Here is an 18885-nt window from a genome sequence, read left to right as displayed (position 1 = left end):
TTCCTCGGGAGCTGGCTTTTCTATTTCCGCCACCTACGGCAAAGCAGCGCCGGTCTCTGCCAACGCAGCCGTGAGGCCGGAGGTGTCGTGGCTCTTTTTCGCGGCATAGATTTCTCGGTCAATCCGGCCAAATAGAACTGTATAGCGATCGCGTGTCTGCTGAGGCAAATGATCAAGATCGGCCCGCTCCGTTTCTTCTATTTCCGCCAGAATTTTGCGGCCGAGAGCAATGACTTCCGGCTCCAGCCCACGAAAAAGATAGTCATAGTAAATCTGCCGTTTCCAGTGCTTGGGCAGCTCCGACTGCTCCAGCATCAGTACGCTATAGCCTAGCGCGTTCATCGCAATTTCGCTGGGGGCAGATTCAATGGCTTTGAAGATCTTCATCGCAAATCCTTTCATAGTTCGATCGCATCGAATAGTCTGCGCGGCAGGCGTTCGATGACGTATTCTTCGGACAGCAAACCCGCACGGTTTCGTACGTCGACTCGCTTCAATAACCCTGACACAGGTCCTACTGGTATGACCAGCAAAAGCGGACGAAATTCCCTGCAATGCGCCAGAATCGAAAAATCAATGATCTCATCGTATTCGTAATGATTAATCAATCCGGCATCGAAGTTTGATTTTGCTCCTACTCGAATTCCCAATCGATTCTTTTCGATCTTTGCGGAATGCAGGTCGCCGGCATCGACCTCCTTTTTGAGATTCCAGTAGATTTCGCGCGGACTGGCGGTCGGCGGGATGGCGTTCGGCAGGCTGAGCCGGGATGAGGGGTCGAAGTACGGCGCGCACCAGACGTAGTGGAGACCGCCATAGAAGCGCTGGCAGATTTCGTAGCACAACCAGGTGCAGCACGAATAGTAGATTTTCTTGGTGTTCATTTCTGCAGACCTCAGGGTACGCAGAAATCTTAGACCGCCCGGCTGCGCGCCCGGGCGGCTTTCAGTGACGAAGTTTGCGCGGGATCAAAGCGGATCAGGCGTCGTGATACTCCGCTTCAATTTCTTCGCGCCGCGGGGCATCGGCGATGTGCAGGATCAGGGTTTGCTGGAGCTCGTGCGCGGGGTGGGCGGCGCGGTGCCGGGCGAACCAGAACACTTCATCCAGGTCGTCATCCTCGTGCGAGGTGATCAGGACTTTCTGCTCGTCGGGTATGTCTTCGTAATTGACGGCTTCGAGCGCGGCATCGTCGATCGCTTCGCGCCACGCTTCGGCATCCTTGCCCCAGGCCAGCGCGTACTGGCAACCTTCGGCGATCAGCCAGCGGCTGATGTCCCACATCATGGTTTCGTGGACCTCGGCCTCGGCAATGATGATGGCTTTGAATTGACGCAATCCTTCCAGTGCGGGTAATTCGCTGTCGGGAGTCAGATGCAGGTATTTGAGATGGGACATGATCGGGGACGAGAATGCGTTGAATCACGCATTCTCGCCGGATCAGGCCGGATCGGCAAGTCAGCCGAAACGGGCGGCCGGCAGGCCAGGGACGTCGACGCGCACCGAGAACACGGCACCGGTCAGCGGATGGGCCGCCAGTTGCTCCGGCGTGTTGTCTTCGCGCGCGGTGGTGATGAACAGGGTTTTCAGATCGTCGCCGCCGAAGGTGCAGGAGGCGGGATTGCGCACCGGCACCGGGATGGTCTCCAGCAGCTCGCCGGCCGGCGAATAGCGGCAGACACGCGCGCCGCCCCATTGCGCGATCCAGACACAGCCTTCGCTGTCCACCGTCATGCCGTCCGGCGAGCCTTCGCCCTCGCCGAACTGGCGCCAGACGCGCGGCTCGCCCAGCTGACCATCGGCCGACAGCGGATAGGCGTAGGTGCGGCCCTCGAAACTGTCGGTGTGGTACATGGTCGCGCCGTCCAGGCTGAAGGTCGGGCCATTGCAGATGTGGTAGCCCTGGTCGGCCACGTGCAGCGAGTGATCGGTGTCCAGGCGGAACAGCTTGCCCACCGCCTGGGCGTAATCGGTGTTGTGCATGGAGCCGGCCCAGATGCGGCCGGCACTGTCGACCTTGGCATCGTTCATGCGCAGGCCGCTGCCGTCGGCAAACGGACGGTGCAGGTATTCGATGCGCAGCTCCGGTTCCAGCCACACGCGCGCGATGCCGTCGCGCAGGCCGGCCATGAAGCCGTCGCCGTCGCGGCGTGCGATCAGCCAGCAGATGTAGTCCGGCATCGCCCAGCTGCAGCGCTGGCCGCTCACCACATCCTGCGCGTGCAGGGTCTGGTTCTTCAGATCGACAAAGTACAGGCGGTTTTGTTCCGCCACCCACAGCGGGCCTTCGCCCAGCTGCGCGTTCACTTCCCACAGGCATTGCACGTCATATTTATTCATCTTGAGATTCCCCGGTTGCAGACGGCCGCTATCATACGGCCAAAGTGCGCCAGGTGCCGACGAAAGTGGCGGCGCGCTCGGCCAGCTCGTCCAGTGTCACGCCCGGCGTGTACAGGTTGCTGCCGATGCCGAAACCGGTCGCGCCCGCCTTGACCCAGCCGGCCATGGTGTCCGGCGTGACGCCGCCCACCGGCCACACCGGCGTGCCGGACGGCAGCACACTCTTCAGCGCCTTCAGGCCGCCGTGGCCGACCTGCTCGGCCGGGAACAGTTTCAGCGCGTGCGCGCCGGCATCCAGCGCGGCAAACGCTTCGGTCGGGGTGACGACGCCGGGCGCGCAATACATGCCGAGGTCGGCGGCGCGGCGGATCACGGCCGGCACGCAATTCGGCGACACCAGCAGGCGGCCGCCGGCTTCGAACACCGCATCGACGTGGTCGACGTTGAGCATGGTGCCGCCGCCCAGCAGCGTGCCGGGCAGCGCCAGCTGGTCGATCAGCGCGATCGCTTCCAGCGCGCCCGGACGGTTGAGCGGCACTTCCAGCGCGCGGAAACCGGCATGGTGCAGCACCTTGGCGACATCGACCGCCTCGGCGGGGTTCAGGCCGCGCAGGATGGCGACCAACGGTGTAGCGGGATGGGAAATAGTCATGATCAAGCCTGCTGAATGAATTGGGAAATCGCGGTGCAATACACGCGATGCGGATCGAGCACCTCGCACTTCAAGCCGAAATACCCGGCGGCGACGGCATAGCGCGCGGCCAGCGCCGGCGAGCCGATCACGGCGATGCCCTGCCCTTCGGCCGCGCGCGCGGCGGCGGCAAATTCGGCGCCGATCAGCAGGCCGCTGACGGTGGCCGCCGCCTGCTCGGCCGGGGCCGACTTCGACACCACGCCGGCGCGCACGCGGAACAAGGTGTTCGACAACGGTTCATGGCGGGCCGCCTGCTTCAGACCGGCAGCAAAGCCCTCCGCCTGCTTGCTGTCGCCGCTCATCATGGCCGACAGCGTGCCGCCGGCCGACAGCATGGCAAACAGCTCGCCGGTCATGAAGGTGGCGAACGACTGGATCACGCCATCGCGCAGCAGCACCCACTTGCTGTGCGTGCCGGGTAGCACCAGCCAGCCGTCGCGGTGGCCGAGCGCCACCGCTCCCAGCAATTGCGTCTCCTCGCCGCGCATGACATCGGCGCCCGCCTCGCCGCGGTAGCAATAGCCGGGCACGATGCGCGCGCGGCCGGCCCAGGCCGGATCGGCGACGCTGGCCAGGTGCCGCGGCAACTGCTCCAGCGGCACCGCGGCGTCCAGATACGGCACTTCCTGCCAGCCCGAGGCGCTGCCGACCATGCCGGACAGGATCACCGGCACCCCGGCGCCCAGTTGCATGGCGTCGAGCACGCCGGCCAGCGAGGCGCCGAACCGGTCGCGTCCGCCCACGGCCAGCATGCCCTGGTCATCGTCATGCTCGGCCAGGCAGGCGCCGTGTTGATCCACCAGATAGGCGCGCCGGTTGCTGGTGCCCCAATCCACTCCCAAAATATGCTTGTTCACTAGGCGGTTCCTTTGCTGAAGCTGCAACGATGGTAAGCAAAAGCCACTTCAACAGCCAATGAATTATCTCGTCCAATTAATATCAAAATAGTATAGGAACACCACAATCCCATACCGTTTCAACAATAAAACCCGGGTGAAAAGTTGCCCCGGGGTTGCCTTTGGTTTAGTATTGGCCGACACGAAAATCGTCCCCGACATCCCCCATGGAATCAAGCAAGCAGGCCCCCCGCAAACTGGTCATCGCCGGCCTCGCGCTGACCGTGATCGCGCTCGGTGCGGCCGCCTATTTAGCCACAACTTCGGCGCCGCAGGCGCAAAGAACGATCAAGGTGCCGGTGGCGTCGGCGCCGGCCAGCGCCAGTGCATCGGCCTCCGCCGTGAAAGCGCCGCCGCTCCAGGCCAGACACAAGGACGAGAAGATCACCGATCCGGCGCCGCCGGGCGAACCGCCAGCGGTACGCAGCAAGGAACAGGGCGCGGCCGCGCTGATGGCCCTGCCGGAACTGCAAGCCTGGTCGGCCATCATCGAAAAGAACTCCAACGGCAAGGCGCACGGCGGCCTGCTCGAATACGATCCGACGCCGCGCAAGCTCAACGGCAAGACCTATTGGCAGTTCAGCTTCGTGGAAAACACCGCCGAGTCGGCGATGCGCTGGGAAAGCTTCCTGGTCTCCGCCAACGATGACGAGATCCTGGTGGAAGATGCCAGCAGCGATGAAGTGATCAGCCTGGCGCGCTGGCGGCGCGAGAAGCATCCTTCCAAGCGCACCGCCATCGACAATTAAGCCGGCTTCACCGTACTGACGGGTATGGCCTTGGGCGCGGTGCCGCGTACCAGCCCTATCCACAACGCCGTCAGCACCGCCAGCGCGGCGGCGATCCAGCCGTTCAGGCCGTAGCCGTCGATGTGGCCGGACGCCTGCGTATGCAGCGTCAGCCCGCCCAGCAGCGCGCCGAGGCCGGTGCCGACCTGCTGGATCGCCGAGTTCGCGCTGAGGAAAGCGCCACGGCGCGCTGGGTCCGGCACCGTGGTCAGCAGCGCCTGCATCGGGATGGTGCGGCCCGAGGCCAGCACCATGAAGAACGGGAAGAACAGGATCACGCCCCACAGCGGGATCACCGGCATGTGGCTGATGAACAGCACCGGCAGGATGAACAGCAGCGACAGCAACCGATACACCTTATGTGCGCCGGCGCGGTCCGACCACTTGCCGATCATGCGCGCGGTGAAAAAGGTCGCGATGCCGCCGGCCAGGTACACATACGTGATCTGCGCCGGCTGCAGCCCGACATTGTTCACCAGCACGGGCGAGATGAATGGGATCACCAGCATGCCGGTCATCATGTTGATGGCCGACAGCAGGAAAGCTTTCAGATGATTCGGCACCTTGTACAGGCCGATCAGATTCGGCAGCACCGCCGACAGCGGCACGCGGTTGGCCAGATGTCCGTCCAGCGCCGGCAGCACGCGCGCGGCCAGCAGCAGGATAGGCAGCGAGCACAGCACCAGAATATAGAACGGCGACGCCCAGCCGTAATGCGCGGCCAGCATCACGCCGGTCGGCACGCCGGCCACCGAGGCCATGCTGAACGAGGTCATCACCACACCGGTGGCGGCGCCGCGGCGGTTGGCCGGGATCAGGTCGCCGATGATGGCCATGACGATGGCGCCAAGGATGCCGCCGGTCAGCCCGGCGAACGCACGCGACAGCACCAGCACATGGAAATTCGGCGCGGCCGCGCACGCCAGATTGGACAAGGTGAACAGCGCGAACACCGTCAGCAGCAGCTTGCGGCGGTCGAAGCGGTCGATGTACATGGCGGCGGCCAGGCCGGAAATGCCGGCGCACCAGGCATACGCCGACACCGCGCCCGACACCGCGGCCGGTTCGATGCCGAAGGCGCGCATCAGCTGCGGCGCCAGCGGCATCATCACCATGAAGTCCATGATCACCGTGAACTGCGTCAGCGCCAGCAGCCACAGCACCAGGCGCTCGCGCGCCGGCGTCAAGGGAAACGTGCCGCTCATTATTTCAGCGCCTGGATATCAGCGGCGGCCTGACGCAGGATGGCGCGGATCTGCTCCAGCCGTTGCGGATCGTGCTGGCTGGCGCGGGCCTGCTCGATGGCGGCCAGCTTCAGCTCATGCATCACGTTGCGCAGATCTTCGCGATACTCATCCGGATCGGCCAGGCGCGCCAGAATGGCATCGACGAACTGGCGGTTCTCGGCCAGGAAAGCCTCGCCCTCCGGCGTGATGGTGTGCAGTTTCTTGTTGCCGTCGGCCGACGCGGTGACGTGGCCCATGTCCAGCAGCAAGGCCAGCAGCGGATAGATGGCGCCGGGGCTGGGCGAATAGCCGCCGCCCGAGCGCTGCTCGAGGTCCTTGATGATCTCGTAACCGTGCCGCGGCTTTTCCGCGATCAGCTGCAGCACCACGTAGCGCATGGCGCCGGCATCGAACATTTTCGGCCCACGGCCGCGCGGACCGTGGCCCGGGCCGCCATGATGGTGATGATGGCCGTGCGGCCCGTGTGGATGATGATGACCAGGCATGACAAACTCCTTAAGATATATCGAATTAAGATATATCTTAAATCATTCCGCTCGGACTTCAAGTAGCGATTTGTAACAGCCTGGACATTCTTCAGCCGTCGAGATGGGAGATCAGCAGGCGGCGGCTGTCGGCGTCGCCTTTGGCGTTTTTATGTTCGACCACCAGTTGCGCGTTTTGCGCGTCCAGCGAGATGCCGACCGACAGGATGTCGATCAGCAGCAGCTGCAGGATGCGCGAGATCATCGACAGGAAGGTGGTGCTGTCTTCGGTGTGGTCCACCGCCAGGCAGACGCTGGCCTTCTTCGCCAGCGGCGAGTTGCTGGAGGTGATGGCGATGACGTCGGCGCCGGCCGCACGGGCCACGTCCACCGCGTCCAGCAGGTCCGGCAGCTTGCCGGAGTTGGAGATGGCGATCACCACGTCGCCCGGCTTCAGCAGCTCGGCCGCCAGATTCAGCAGGTGCGAATCGCCATACGCGGAAGTCGGGATGCGGAAGCGGAAGAATTTGTGCTGGCCGTCCAGCGCCACCACGCGCGAATTGCCCATCGCGTAGAACTCCACCCGCTTGGCCTTGGAGACCAGCGCGATGGCCTTGTCGAGCGAGCGCACATCGAGCTGGTCGCGGAATTTCAGGATCGCCGAGACGGTGTTGTCGATCACCTTGGCGCTCAGGTCGTGCGTGCTGTCGCTGACGCGCACCTGGCTGTGGCGTACCGGAATGGCGCCGGTCAGGCTGCTGGCGAATTTCAGCTTGAAGTCGGCCAGGCCCTGGAAGCCCAGCGAACGGCAGAAGCGGATCACGGTCGGCTGGCTGACTTCCGCCAGCCGCGCGATGTCGGCGATCGGCTCGTTCAGCACCAGGCGCGGCTGCTCCAGCACCAGCTGCGCCACGCGCTGCTCGGCCGGCGTCAGTTCGTGGCGCAGATGCTGTACGCGCTCCATCAGCGTGTTGGCGCCGCTGCGCCCGCGCAGGTGTTCGGACAGGATCGTCGCCACACCGTAGAACGCCGGATTCGGCGTGGTGATCACGTAAGTCGGGATCTCCGACAGGTAGCTGGTGAAACGACCCTTGGCCTCGAAGCGCGCGCGGAACGGCGAGCTGGCGAACCAGTCGCCCAGGCGCGGCACGATGCCGCCGCCGATGAACATGCCGCCGAAGGCGCCCAGCGTCACCGCCAGGTTGGCGGTGGCGCCGCCCAGCATGGCGCAGAAGCACTCCAGCACTTCCATGCACAGCGGGTCTTTGTCGGTCAGCGCGCCGGCGATGATTTCCTGCGACGTCAGGTCGCGCACCTGGCGGCCATTGCGCTTGGCGATGGCGCGGTAGATGATTTCCATGCCGGGCCCGGAGATCAGGCGCTCGGTCGAGACGTGCGACCAGGTCTGCCAGGCATACTGCAGGATCGCGTATTCGCGCTCGTCGGCCGGGGCGAAGTTGGTGTGGCCGCCTTCCGAGCCGAGGGTGACGAAACCGTCCACGGTCGGGATCACGCCGGAGACACCGAGGCCGGTGCCGGGACCGAGCACGCCGATCACCGAGTTGGTGGCCGGCTTGCCGCCGCCCACCTGCATCAGGTCCGCCGGCTTCAGACCGGGCAGCGACATCGCCAGCGCGGTGAAGTCGTTCACCACCAGCAGCGTGTGCAGGCCCAGCGCGCGGCGCACCTCGTCGGTGGAGAATTCCCAGTCGCGGTTGGTCATGCGGATGTAGTCGCCGCTGACCGGGTTGGCCACCGCCAGCGCCGCGTGATTCAGGTTCACGCCGGCGTGGTCGGCCAGATAGGAGCGCAGCATGGCCACGATGTCGGGGAAGTCGTCGCACTTCAGCACGCGCACGGCGCGGAACTCGCCGGGGGCGGTCTGCAAGGCGAAGCGGGCATGGGTGGCGCCAATGTCGGCCAGCAGGCGCGGGCCGTCGGCAAAGGCGGAACGATTCAGTTTGTGATCCACTTCAGCTTGTTTCATCGTCGGTTCAGTCAAAACAGTTGGCGGAAGCATACCCGAAATACGTGGTGCCCAGAAGAAGGAAACGATGCATATCGTTTCCTTCGTGCGGCATTTTTACGCCGCGTAGCCGAACCAGGCGCCGTAGGCAGGCAGCATCACCTTGCCATCGGCGGCGCTGCCCGGCAGGCCATAGCCTTGCAGCTGCTCGGCGCCGGCGCTGTGCGGCAGATCGACGGTCTGCGCTTCGCCACTCAGGTTGAACACGGCGATGATGCTGCGCACACCGGCCAGGTCGCGGCGCAGCGCCAGCACCTGGTCCTGCGTGTCGTAGAAGGCGATGTCGCCGCGCTGCAACTGCGGTTGCTGACGGCGCCAGGCGATGAAGCTGCGCGCAAACTGCAGCGACGATGCCGCGTCCCGTTCCTGCACCGATGCCGCTTTCGCCAGGTGGTCGGGCGATACCGGCAGCCACGGCTTGCCGCTGGTGAAGCCGCCGTTGGCGCCGTCGGTCCAGGCGATCGGCGTGCGGCAGCCATCGCGGCCCTTGAATTCCGGCCAGAAGGTGATGCCATACGGGTCCTGCAGCAGTTCGTAAGGCACGTCCGCCTCGGCGAACGCCAGCTCGTCGCCCTGGTACAGACACGGCGTGCCCTTCAGCGACAGCTGCATCGCCAGCACCAGCTTGGCGAACGCCTGCGGCGCCGTCGGGCCGCCCCAGCGCGACGCCACGCGCTGCACGTCGTGATTGCCGACCGACCAGGAGGCCCAGCCGCCCTTGACCCGTTCTTCGAAATTCTCGACCTGCTTGCGGATGTAGTGCGAGGAGCACTGCGGCACCAGCAGGTTGAAGCTGTAGGCCATGTGCAGCTTGTCGCCGTCGGCGGTGTATTCGGCCATGACGGCCAGCGAATCGTCGGCGCCGACCTCGCCGATCGACACCGCCTGATATTCGTTCAGCAGCGCGCGCAGCCTTTGCAGGAAGGCCAGGTTCTCCGGGCGGCTCTTGTCGTAGATGTGGGCCTGCATGCCGTACGGGTTCACATCCGACACGGTGGCGGTATCGCGCACGGTGGCCGGCGGATTGCTGCGCAGTTGCTGGTCGTGGAAGTGGAAGTTGCAGGCGTCCAGACGGATGCCGTCGACGCCACGCTCCAGCCAGAACCGCAGCGCATCGAGGTGCGCCTGCTGCACTTCCGGGTTATGGAAGTTGAGCTGCGGCTGGCTGACCAGGAAATTATGTAAATAGTATTGACGGCGGCGCGTGTCCCACTGCCACGACGAGCCGCCGAACACCGACATCCAGTTGTTCGGCGGGTTGCCGTCCGGCGCGGGATCGGACCAGACGTACCAGTCGGCCTTGGGGTTATCCCGGCTGGCGCGGCTCTCCTTGAACCAGGCATGATCTTCCGCAGTATGCGCCATCACCTGATCGATCATGATCTTCAGGCCCAGGCCGTGCGCCTTGGCGATCAGGGCGTCGAAGTCGGCCAGGGTGCCGAACAGCGGATCGACGTCGCAATAATCGGCAATGTCGTAGCCGAAGTCCTTCATCGGCGACTTGAAGAAAGGCGAAATCCAGACGATGTCCACGCCCAGCGATGCGATATAGTCCAGCTTGGCCGCAATCCCCGGCAAGTCGCCCACGCCGTCGCCGTTGCTGTCCATGTAGCTGCGCGGGTACACCTGGTAAATGATGGCGTCGCGGTACCAGTCGGGGGAATGCGGGGTCACTTGAGTAAGTTGCTTGGTCATAAGAAAATCCGGGGGTTGGCAGGTTTGTAGAGAATATACAATACGAAAACAGTTTTTTCAATCAAGTGCCAGTATAACGATTACGTCCAATTATCGTTAATAAACAAAGGCTTATGGATTTTTATCGAAATTCATCGGCCAAAAAATAGTAGTCAAACTACACACCACAGGAGTAGAACGAGTGAGCAACAACGGCAATGGGGCGATGCCCCGGCAAATCCCCTACATCATCGCCAACGAAGGCTGCGAACGCTTCAGCTTCTACGGCATGCGCAACATCCTGACGCCTTTCCTGCTCAGTACCCTGCTGCTGTTCATTCCCCAGGCCGACCGCGCGACCGAGGCCAAGCACGTGTTCCACACCTTCGTGATCGGCGTCTACTTCTTCCCGCTGCTGGGCGGCTGGATCGCCGACCGTTTCTGGGGCAAGTACAAGACCGTGTTCTGGTTCAGCCTGATCTATGTGGCCGGCCATGCCTGCCTGGCCATCTTCGAGCACAATCTCGAGGGCTTCTACCTGGGACTGGCGCTGATCGCCTTCGGCTCGGGCGGCATCAAGCCGCTGGTGGTGTCCTTCGTTGGCGACCAGTTCGACCAGACCAACAAGAACCGCGCCAAGGTGGTATTCGACGCCTTCTACTGGATCATCAATTTCGGCTCCTTCTTCGCCTCGCTGCTGATGCCGGTGTTCCTGCGCGATTACGGCCCGGCGGTGGCGTTCGGCATTCCGGGCGTGCTGATGGCGATTGCCACGCTGGTGTTCTGGCTGGGCCGCGACAAATACGTGCACGTGCCGCCGGCGGCGCCGAATCCCGATTCCTTCAGCAGCGTGGCCCGCAGCGCCCTGCTGGCGCGCGCGCCTGGCCAGGCGCGGCCCGGCCTGAGCGTGGCCGTGATCGGCGCCGTCGGCGCGCTGGCCTCGCTGTGCATGACGCCATCCTGGGGTTTCGTCATCGCCGCCTGCACGGCGCTGGTGCTGCTGCTGGCATTCGGCGGCATCGGCGTCGCGATGCAGCTGGAACGGGCGCGCGGCGCGCATACCGACGCGGCGGTGGAAGGCGTGCGCTCGGTACTGCGCGTGCTGATCGTGTTCGCGCTGATCACGCCATTCTGGTCGCTGTTCGACCAGAAGGCATCGACCTGGATCGTGCAGGCGAATTCGATGGAAAGCCCGCTGCTGTCGCTCTTCGGCTGGGATTTCAGGCTGCTGCCGGCGCAGATGCAGGCGGTGAATCCCATCCTGGTGATGCTGCTGATCCCCTTTAATAACTTCGCCCTGTTCCCGCTGATGCGCGCGGTCGGCATCACGCCAACGCCGCTGCGCCGCATGGGACTGGGCATCGCGTTGTCGGCATCGGCCTGGGTGGTGATCGGCATGATCCAGCTGTGGATGGACGGCGGCGACAAGGTATCCATCCTGTGGCAGCTGCTGCCCTACGTGCTGCTGACGCTGGGCGAAGTGCTGGTCTCGGCCACCGGCCTGGAATTCGCCTACAGCCAGGCGCCGGCCTCGATGAAAGGCATCATCCTGAGCTTCTGGTACCTGGCGGTCACCGTGGGCAACCTGTGGGTGCTGATCGTGAACTCAGGCGTGAAAAACGAGGTGGTGGTCGGCTGGATCGCCAACAGCGGACTGAGTGCGATCGCCTTCCAGATGTTCTTCTTCGCCGCCTTCGCCGCCGTGGTCGCAGCCGTCTTCGGGCTGTACGCCTTGCGCTACAAGATGGTGGATAACTACCGGAGCGCCGCTACCTGATCGCCTTTTCCCAATAGCCGACGTTCAGCCAGCGTTCGAACTTGTAGCCCACCTCGCGGAATTCGGCGACCTTTTCGAAGCCCATCTTTTCATGCAGGGCGACGCTGGCGGCATTGGGCAACGCGATGCCGCCGATGACCAGATGGTAGCCGCCGGCGGCCAGCCGTTCCAGCAACGCCGCGTACAGCGCCGTGCCGCGCCCCTTGCCCGCCGCATCGGGCGCCAGGTAGACGCTGCTCTCGACCGAAAAACGGTAGGCGTGGCGCACCCGCCACTTGGTGGCGTACGCATAGCCAAGCACCGCGCCATCCCGCTCCAGCACCAGCCAGGGCAGACCGCCGGCCTGCACGTCGGCGATGCGCTGCGCCATCTCGGCCGCGGTGACCGCGCTTTCCTCGAACGTGATGGTGGTGGTGAGGATGTAGTGGTTATAGATGGCCACGATGGCCCCGGCGTCGCCGGCGCCGGCTTCGCGTATCTGCATCTGTGCTCCTGTCGATCAGATTTTCCTGATGGTGCGGTCGATGGCTTTCATCTGCCGCTCATTGCGTTCGCTGTACCGGTCGGTCAGGTAATCGGCTCTGCCGCGCAGCAGTAACGTCATTTTGAACAACTCCTCCATGACATCGACCACGCGGTCGTAGTAAGCGGAAGCGCGCATGCGCCCGTGCTCGTCGAACTCCTTGTACGCCATCGGCACCGACGACTGATTGGGGATGGTGAACATGCGCATCCATCGCCCCAGCAGGCGCAGCGTGTTGACCACATTAAAGGACTGCGAGCCGCCGCATACCTGCATCACCGCCAGCGCGCGCCCCTGGCTGGGACGGATGGCGCCCATCTCCAGCGGAATCCAGTCGATCTGGTTCTTCATCACTGCCGTGATCGCGCCGTGACGCTCCGGACTGCACCAGACCTGGCCTTCCGACCACAGGCACAGCTCGCGCAGCTCGGCCACCTTGGGGTGATCCTCCGCCACGCTGCCGACCATGGGCAGCTCGGTGGGATCGAAGATCTTCACATCGGCGCCGAAGTGACGCAGGATGCGCGCCGCCTCCTCGGTCAGATAGCGGCTGAACGAGCGCTCGCGCAGGGAGCCGTACAGCATCAGGATGCGCGGCGGATGGTCCATGTCGCCGTTTTCCGCGAGCTTCGCCAGGGTAGGCAGGTCGAGTTGTGCGGGATCGATATTCGGTAGATCGGGAATCTGTTCCATCGCTTGTCGTCATTTCAAGAATAATTGAATCAATGCTAGCACGCGCTGCGCAAAGTATCAAAACTACAGTTTCTGGAGTACCATAGCCGGCAATTTCACCGCAAAAATGCGGCTTTGTGTAACTGCACTACTTTTCTGGAAGAAGATATGAGGGTCTGGCGCGCTGCTCGGCAGGTTTCTTTGGGGGGCGCGCTGGCGCTGACTTGTGTGGCCGCGGCGGCGGCGCCTTCACTGGCCGACTGCGATGGCGCCTACGCCACCGTCCTGCAGCCGGCGGATGCCGGCGCCGATGCCCGCGCGTACTGGCTGAATGGCCGCATCATCAAATGGCCGGGCGCCGGGGACGATGGCGTCTACAAGCTGTATTACTCCGCCAGTGCCCGGCTGCGCGCCGAAGTGGGCGCGCGCGTGGCCGGTGCGGACGGCTCGCTTGCGCTGGCGCGCTTCAGCGGCGCGCTGCCTGCGGAGGTGGCGCAGCGCTTCAGGTATGTCGCCAACGGCGCGCTGCTGGCGGTCGTTGACCCCGTCCGCGTCCCCGCCGCGTTGATGCGGCAGGTGCTGATCGTCCGCGAAGCAGAAGACGGCACGGTGCTGGACGCATCCGGGTTGCAGATCGCCGGCGCGCTGGACGACATCTATGCCGGCGCCGCGCGGACCGATGACCTGGGCGTCAGCGTCGGCGTACGCGATGCGGGCTTCAAACTGTGGGCGCCGACCGCGCAGCACGTCGCGCTGTGCACCTACGCCAGCGGCACCGGCAAGGCGGCCGCCATCACCCCGATGACACGCGACGACGCCACCGGCGTCTGGTCCGCGCGCGCCGGGCGGGACGGCCAGTATTATCAGTACCTGATCGACGTGGTCGCGCCGACTGCCGGCCTGGTACGCAACCTGGTCACCGATCCGTATTCGGTCAGCCTGACCACTGACTCGAAGCGCAGCTACATCGCTGATCTGGACGCGGCAAAACTCAAGCCGTCCGGCTGGGACAAGACGCCTTCGCCGGACAAGGTCGCCGCGCAAACCGACATGACGGTCTACGAACTGCACGTACGCGACTTCTCGATCAACGACAACACCGTCAGTCCGGCCCATCGCGGCAAATACAGCGCATTCACGGAAGCCGGTTCCAACGGCATGCGGCATCTGGCCGCGCTGAGCAAGGCCGGCATGACCGACATCCACCTGCTGCCGGTGTACGACATCGGCAGCGTGCCGGAACAAGGCTGCGTGGTCCCGCGGATCTCGGCGTCCGCGCCGGACAGCGAGCAACCGCAAGCGGCCGTGGAACAGACCCGGCTCACCGATTGCTACAACTGGGGCTACGACCCATTCCACTACAACGCACCGGAAGGCAGCTACAGCACCGATCCCGCCGATGGCGCGAAGCGCATCATCGAATTCCGCCAGATGGTACAGGCCCTGCACAAGACCGGCCTGCGCGTCGGCATGGACGTGGTCTACAACCACACCTTCATCGCCGGACAAAACGAGAAATCGGTGCTGGACCGCATCGTCCCCGGCTACTACCATCGCCTGAATGCCAAAGGCGATATCGAAAAATCCACCTGCTGCTACAACACCGCCACCGAAAACCTCATGATGGGCAAGCTGATGGTGGACTCGGTCGCGCAATGGGCGAAGCAATACAAGATCGACTCCTTCCGCTTCGACCTGATGGGCCACCAGCCGCGCGCGGTGATGGAGCAACTGCAGGCGCGAGCCGACCGCGCCGCCGGTAAACACATCAACCTGATCGGCGAAGGCTGGAACTTCGGCGAAGTGGCGGACGGCGCGCGCTTCGTACAGGCGTCGCAACTGTCGCTGAACGGCAGCGGCATCGGCACCTTCAGCGACCGCGCGCGCGACGCCGTGCGTGGCGGTGGCGCCGGCGACAGCGGCCGACAGCTGATCACCGAACAAGGCTACATCAATGGCCTGGTCTACGACGCCAACGAGCAGGCCGGCCAGCGTCCGTTGCAAGACCTGCTGCACGCCTCGGACATGGTGAAGGCCGGCCTGGCGGGCACCATCCGCAGCTACCCGCTGCCCACCGCCGACGGCCGCACCGTGCCATTGCAGGACATCGTCTACGGCGGCAACCAGCCGGCCGGCTATGCCAGCGAACCGGGTGAAGCGGTCAACTACGTCGAAAACCACGACAACCAGACCCTGTACGACATCAACGCCTTCAAACTGCCGCAGACCGCCAGCGCACGCGAACGCGCCCAGGTGCAGATGCTGGGCGCCGCGATCAACGCCTTCAGCCAGGGCGTGGCCTACTTCCACGCCGGCTTCGACATCCTGCGTTCCAAGTCGCTGGACCGCAACAGCTTCGAATCGGGCGACTGGTTCAACCGTCTGGACTGGAGCTATCAGGACAACTACTACGGCACCGGTCTGCCGCCAGCTGCCGACAACGGCAAGGACTACGGGCTGATCAAGCCACTGCTGACAAACGCCAACATCAAACCGGCGCCGGCGGACATCGCCTGGTCGCGCGACGTGTTCCGCGACCTGCTGGCGATCCGCGCCAGCAGCACCCTGTTCCGCCTGCGCACGGCGGAAGACATCCGCCAGCGCCTGCGCTTCTACAACAACGGGCCGCGGCAGGTGGCGACACTGATCGTCGCTCACATCGACGGCAAAGGCTACGCCGGCGCGCGCTTCAAATCGGTCACCTACCTGATCAACGTCGACAAGGCCATGCGGCGGATCACCGTGGCGGAAGAAAAAAACCGCAATTACCAGCTGCACCCGGTCCAGGCCAGCATGGCCGCAGCGGACAAACGCTTGACCCGCGAAGCCAGGTACGACAAAACCAGCGGAAGCTTCACCATTCCGGCACGGAGCGCGGTCGTTTTCGTCGAAAATTGATGCTATCTTTTTGGCTCCGGGTTTCCCGATGGAGCCAACATGAGAATATCGTTTATATCGATACTGCTGATACTGAGCGCCTGCGGCGGCGGCAACTACACTGCCCAGGCCAACCGCGCGCCGGTGGCGGACGCCGGCGCGGCGCAAAGCGTCGCCGCCGGCACCTCGATCCGGCTGGCCGGCAGCGGCAGCGATGCGGACCAGGACATCGTCAGCTATGCCTGGACCCTGAGCAAACCCACCGGCAGTGGCGCCTCCCTGCTCAACTACCACGTCGCCACCCCGACCTTCTTTGCCGACCTGCCGGGCGAGTACGTCGCCACGCTGATCGTCAACGACGGCAAACTCGATAGCGCGCCTTCTTCGGTCACCATCACCGCGCACTAATCCGGGGTCAGTTCTGCCAATCGCACACGAGCTCTGCCGTAAGCTCGCTTACGGCAGAGCTCGTGTGCGATTGGCAGAACTGACCCCGGATTTTGCTACACTGGGTGGTCGCCAGCCACCATCACTCAGGACATGAAACTGCACACGCTCGCACTACCGGCTTTGCTGATCGCCCTCGGCGCCTCGGCGCAACCGCTGAAAGATCCGGTCGAATGGATCAATCCCCTGATGGGTACCGCGAGCAAGCCCGATCTCTCCAACGGTAATACGTATCCCACCATCGCGCTGCCATGGGGGATGAATTTCTGGACGCCGCAGACCGGCAAGATGGGCAACGGCTGGGCCTATACCTACGACGCCGACAAGATCCGCGGCTTCAAACAGACCCACCAGCCTTCGCCATGGATGAACGACTACGGTCAGTTCGCCATCATGCCGGTCACCGGCAAGCTGCGCTTCACCCAGGACGAGCGCGCCAGCTGGTTCTCGCACAAGGCGGAAACCGCCAAACCTTACTATTACAGCGTCTACCTGGCCGATGCCGACGTCACCACCGAGATCGCGCCGACCGAACGCGCCGCGCAATTCCGCTTCACCTGGCCGAAAACCGATCAGGCGTATGTGGTGGTGGACGCCTACGACAAGGGTTCCTACATCAAGGTGCTGCCGGAGCAACGCAAGATCGTCGGTTACAGCACCCGCTATGCGCGCGGCCCGCTGCCGAAGAACTTCAAGAACTACTTCGTCATCACCTTCGACAAGCCGTTCGCCTCGGCACGGATCTGGAGCGGCGACAAGCTGGTGGAAGGCGTTACCGAACTGGCCAGCGACCATAGCGGCGCGGTGGTCGGCTTCAAGACCGAAAAGGGCGAACAGGTCGGGATGCGCGTGGCCTCTTCCTTCATCAGCGCGGAGCAGGCGGAACTCAACCTGCGGCGCGAGCTGGCCGACGACAGCTTCGACACCACCGCACGGAAGGGCAAGGACATCTGGAACAAGACGCTGAGCCGCATCAGCGTCGAAGGCGGCAGCGTCGATCAGACCCGCACCTTTTATTCGAGTCTGTACCGCATGCTGTTCTTCCCGAACAAGCTGTACGAGATCGACGCCGACAACCGGATCGTCCACTGGAGCCCCTACAACGGCCAGATCCTGCCCGGCTACATGTACGCCGGCACCGGCTTCTGGGACACCTTCCGCGCGCTGTATCCGTTCCTGAACCTGATGTACCCGTCGATCAACCGCGAGATGCAGGCTGGCCTGGTCAACGACTTCAAGGAAGGCGGCTGGCTGCCGGAATGGTCCAGCCCCGGCCTGGCCAATGTCATGATCGGCAATAACTCGGCCTCGGTGGTGGCGGAAGCTTACATCAAGGGCCTGCGCGGCTACGACATCGAGACGCTGTGGCAGGCGCTCAAGCACGGCGCCGACAACGAAGGGCCGATGGACGCCGTGGGCCGCAAGGGCGTCAAGTACTACAACGAACTTGGTTACGTCCCCTACGACGTCAAGATCAACGAGAACGCCGCACGCACGCTGGAATATGCCTATGACGATTTCGCCATCTACCAGCTGGGCACGGCGCTGGGCAAGCCGGAATCGGAAATCGCCATCTACCGGCAGCGTGCCATGAACTATAAAAACCTGTTCGATCCGGAGACTGGCCTGATGCGCGGCAAGAACCGGGACGGCAGCTTCCAGTCACCGTTCAATCCCTTCAAATGGGGCGACGCTTTCACGGAGGGGAACAGCTGGCATTACACCTGGTCCGTGTTCCATGACGTGCAGGGCCTGATCCAGCTGATGGGCGGCCGTGAACAATTCGTCGCCAAGCTGGATCAGGTGTTCACGCTGCCGCCGACCTTCGATGAAAGCTACTACGGTGAAGTGATCCACGAAATCCGCGAAATGCAGATCGCGAACATGGGGCAGTATGCGCACGGCAATCAGCCCATCCAGCACATGATCTACCTGTACGGCTACGCCGGCGCGCCGTGGAAGACCCAGTACTGGGTGCGCGAAACCATGAACCGGCTGTACAAGGCCACGCCGGACGGCTACTGCGGCGACGAGGACAACGGCCAGACCTCGGCCTGGTACGTATTCTCGGCGTTGGGCTTCTACCCGGTCACGCCGGCCGTGCCGCAATACGCGCTGGGCGCGCCGCTGTTCAAAAAAGCCACGCTGCACCTGGAGAACGGCAAGACCGTCACCATCAACGCGCCCGCCAACAGCGACAGCCAGCGCTATGTCGGCACGCTCAGGGTGAACGGCAAACCGTACGCGCACAACTGGCTCGATCACGCCGTGCTGCTGAAGGGTGCGGTGCTGGACTTTGGCATGCGCGATCAGCCCGACCGGCAGCGCGGCACGGCGCCGGCTGACGCGCCCTACTCGCTGTCGAAATAAGGCAATGACTATGAGCACGATTGGATTCATTATTCGCCAATGAATCCAGTCTCGTGGTATTATCGGATTTCCATTTGGAAACTAATTTAA

Annotated in this window: 17 protein-coding genes; 5 read left to right on the top strand and 12 right to left on the bottom strand. The window is 63.7% G+C overall.

From position 1 onward, the window contains the following. Positions 1-33 precede the first annotated feature (33 nt). The 6 genes from E4L98_RS24090 to E4L98_RS24065 all read right to left on the bottom strand — a co-directional run bounded on the left by E4L98_RS24090 (position 34) and on the right by E4L98_RS24065 (position 3891). Positions 34-387 carry a hypothetical protein gene (locus E4L98_RS24090; RefSeq protein ID WP_135204070.1) on the bottom strand — a complete coding sequence of 118 codons (354 nt, stop codon included), beginning with the start codon at positions 385-387 and terminating at the stop codon, positions 34-36. Between the two features lie 11 nt (positions 388-398). Then, positions 399-884: a hypothetical protein gene (locus E4L98_RS24085; protein WP_135204069.1), complete on the bottom strand. Its 486-nt coding sequence runs from the start codon at positions 882-884 to the stop codon at positions 399-401. A gap of 94 nt (positions 885-978) precedes the next feature. Beyond that, positions 979-1398 carry a DUF7684 family protein gene (locus tag E4L98_RS24080; RefSeq protein WP_135204068.1) on the bottom strand — a complete coding sequence of 140 codons (420 nt, stop codon included), beginning with the start codon at positions 1396-1398 and terminating at the stop codon, positions 979-981. Between the two features lie 60 nt (positions 1399-1458). Next, the gene (locus E4L98_RS24075; RefSeq protein ID WP_135204067.1) at positions 1459-2340 is read right to left on the bottom strand and encodes an SMP-30/gluconolactonase/LRE family protein; all 882 of its coding nucleotides are present in this window, start codon (positions 2338-2340) and stop codon (positions 1459-1461) included. A gap of 31 nt (positions 2341-2371) precedes the next feature. Beyond that, positions 2372-2992 carry a 2-dehydro-3-deoxy-6-phosphogalactonate aldolase gene (locus tag E4L98_RS24070; RefSeq protein ID WP_135204066.1) on the bottom strand — a complete coding sequence of 207 codons (621 nt, stop codon included), beginning with the start codon at positions 2990-2992 and terminating at the stop codon, positions 2372-2374. Positions 2993-2994: 2 nt separating this feature from the next. After that, positions 2995-3891 carry a 2-dehydro-3-deoxygalactonokinase gene (locus E4L98_RS24065; protein ID WP_135204065.1) on the bottom strand — a complete coding sequence of 299 codons (897 nt, stop codon included), beginning with the start codon at positions 3889-3891 and terminating at the stop codon, positions 2995-2997. Positions 3892-4097: 206 nt separating this feature from the next. On the opposite strand from E4L98_RS24065, the gene E4L98_RS30870 reads away from it, so the two are divergent. Next, positions 4098-4679, top strand: a complete 582-nt coding sequence (locus tag E4L98_RS30870) for a hypothetical protein (RefSeq protein WP_229257543.1) — start codon at positions 4098-4100, stop codon at positions 4677-4679. Here the strand turns inward: E4L98_RS30870 and E4L98_RS24055 are convergent. From E4L98_RS24055 to E4L98_RS24040, 4 genes are all read right to left on the bottom strand, one after another. Continuing rightward, positions 4676-5923: an MFS transporter gene (locus tag E4L98_RS24055; RefSeq protein ID WP_135204064.1), complete on the bottom strand. Its 1248-nt coding sequence runs from the start codon at positions 5921-5923 to the stop codon at positions 4676-4678. The genes E4L98_RS30870 and E4L98_RS24055 overlap by 4 nt on opposite strands. Continuing rightward, a complete protein-coding gene (locus E4L98_RS24050; RefSeq protein WP_135204063.1) occupies positions 5923-6450 on the bottom strand; it encodes a PadR family transcriptional regulator in 528 nt (175 codons plus the stop codon). The genes E4L98_RS24055 and E4L98_RS24050 overlap by 1 nt, the downstream gene beginning before the upstream one ends. 91 nt (positions 6451-6541) lie before the next feature. Continuing rightward, entirely contained in the window at positions 6542-8416 is a 1875-nt protein-coding gene (locus tag E4L98_RS24045) for a glucokinase (RefSeq protein WP_135204062.1), read from the bottom strand. Positions 8417-8512: 96 nt separating this feature from the next. After that, positions 8513-10150: an alpha-glucosidase gene (locus E4L98_RS24040; protein WP_135204061.1), complete on the bottom strand. Its 1638-nt coding sequence runs from the start codon at positions 10148-10150 to the stop codon at positions 8513-8515. A gap of 205 nt (positions 10151-10355) precedes the next feature. Here E4L98_RS24040 and E4L98_RS24035 point away from each other — a divergent pair, with 205 nt between their 5' ends. Further along, complete coding sequence (locus E4L98_RS24035; protein WP_135204060.1) at positions 10356-11906, top strand: POT-type proton-dependent oligopeptide transporter; 1551 nt, start codon at positions 10356-10358, stop codon at positions 11904-11906. Here E4L98_RS24035 and E4L98_RS24030 read toward each other — a convergent pair. After that, positions 11899-12390 carry an arsinothricin resistance N-acetyltransferase ArsN1 family B gene (locus E4L98_RS24030; RefSeq protein ID WP_135204059.1) on the bottom strand — a complete coding sequence of 164 codons (492 nt, stop codon included), beginning with the start codon at positions 12388-12390 and terminating at the stop codon, positions 11899-11901. The genes E4L98_RS24035 and E4L98_RS24030 overlap by 8 nt on opposite strands. Positions 12391-12405: 15 nt before the next feature. Further along, positions 12406-13122 (bottom strand): arsenical resistance protein ArsH, encoded by a 717-nt coding sequence (gene arsH / locus E4L98_RS24025; protein WP_135204058.1) that lies wholly within the window; start codon positions 13120-13122, stop codon positions 12406-12408. 147 nt (positions 13123-13269) lie between these two features. Between arsH and pulA the strand changes: the two genes are divergently transcribed. The 3 genes from pulA to E4L98_RS24010 all read left to right on the top strand — a co-directional run bounded on the left by pulA (position 13270) and on the right by E4L98_RS24010 (position 18795). Then, on the top strand, positions 13270-15999 hold the full coding sequence (pulA, locus tag E4L98_RS24020; protein ID WP_135204057.1) for a pullulanase-type alpha-1,6-glucosidase: 2730 nt from the start codon (positions 13270-13272) through the stop codon (positions 15997-15999). 39 nt (positions 16000-16038) lie between these two features. Further along, positions 16039-16386 carry a PKD domain-containing protein gene (locus E4L98_RS24015; protein WP_135204056.1) on the top strand — a complete coding sequence of 116 codons (348 nt, stop codon included), beginning with the start codon at positions 16039-16041 and terminating at the stop codon, positions 16384-16386. Positions 16387-16518: 132 nt separating this feature from the next. Continuing rightward, a complete protein-coding gene (locus tag E4L98_RS24010; RefSeq protein WP_135204055.1) occupies positions 16519-18795 on the top strand; it encodes a GH92 family glycosyl hydrolase in 2277 nt (758 codons plus the stop codon). The last annotated feature ends 90 nt before the right edge of the window (positions 18796-18885 follow it).

This window comes from Duganella callida (assembly GCF_004614165.1).
GTDB classification, from domain to species: Bacteria; Pseudomonadota; Gammaproteobacteria; order Burkholderiales; family Burkholderiaceae_D; genus Rugamonas; species Rugamonas callida.
This window is presented reverse-complemented; position numbering and strand designations above follow the sequence as displayed.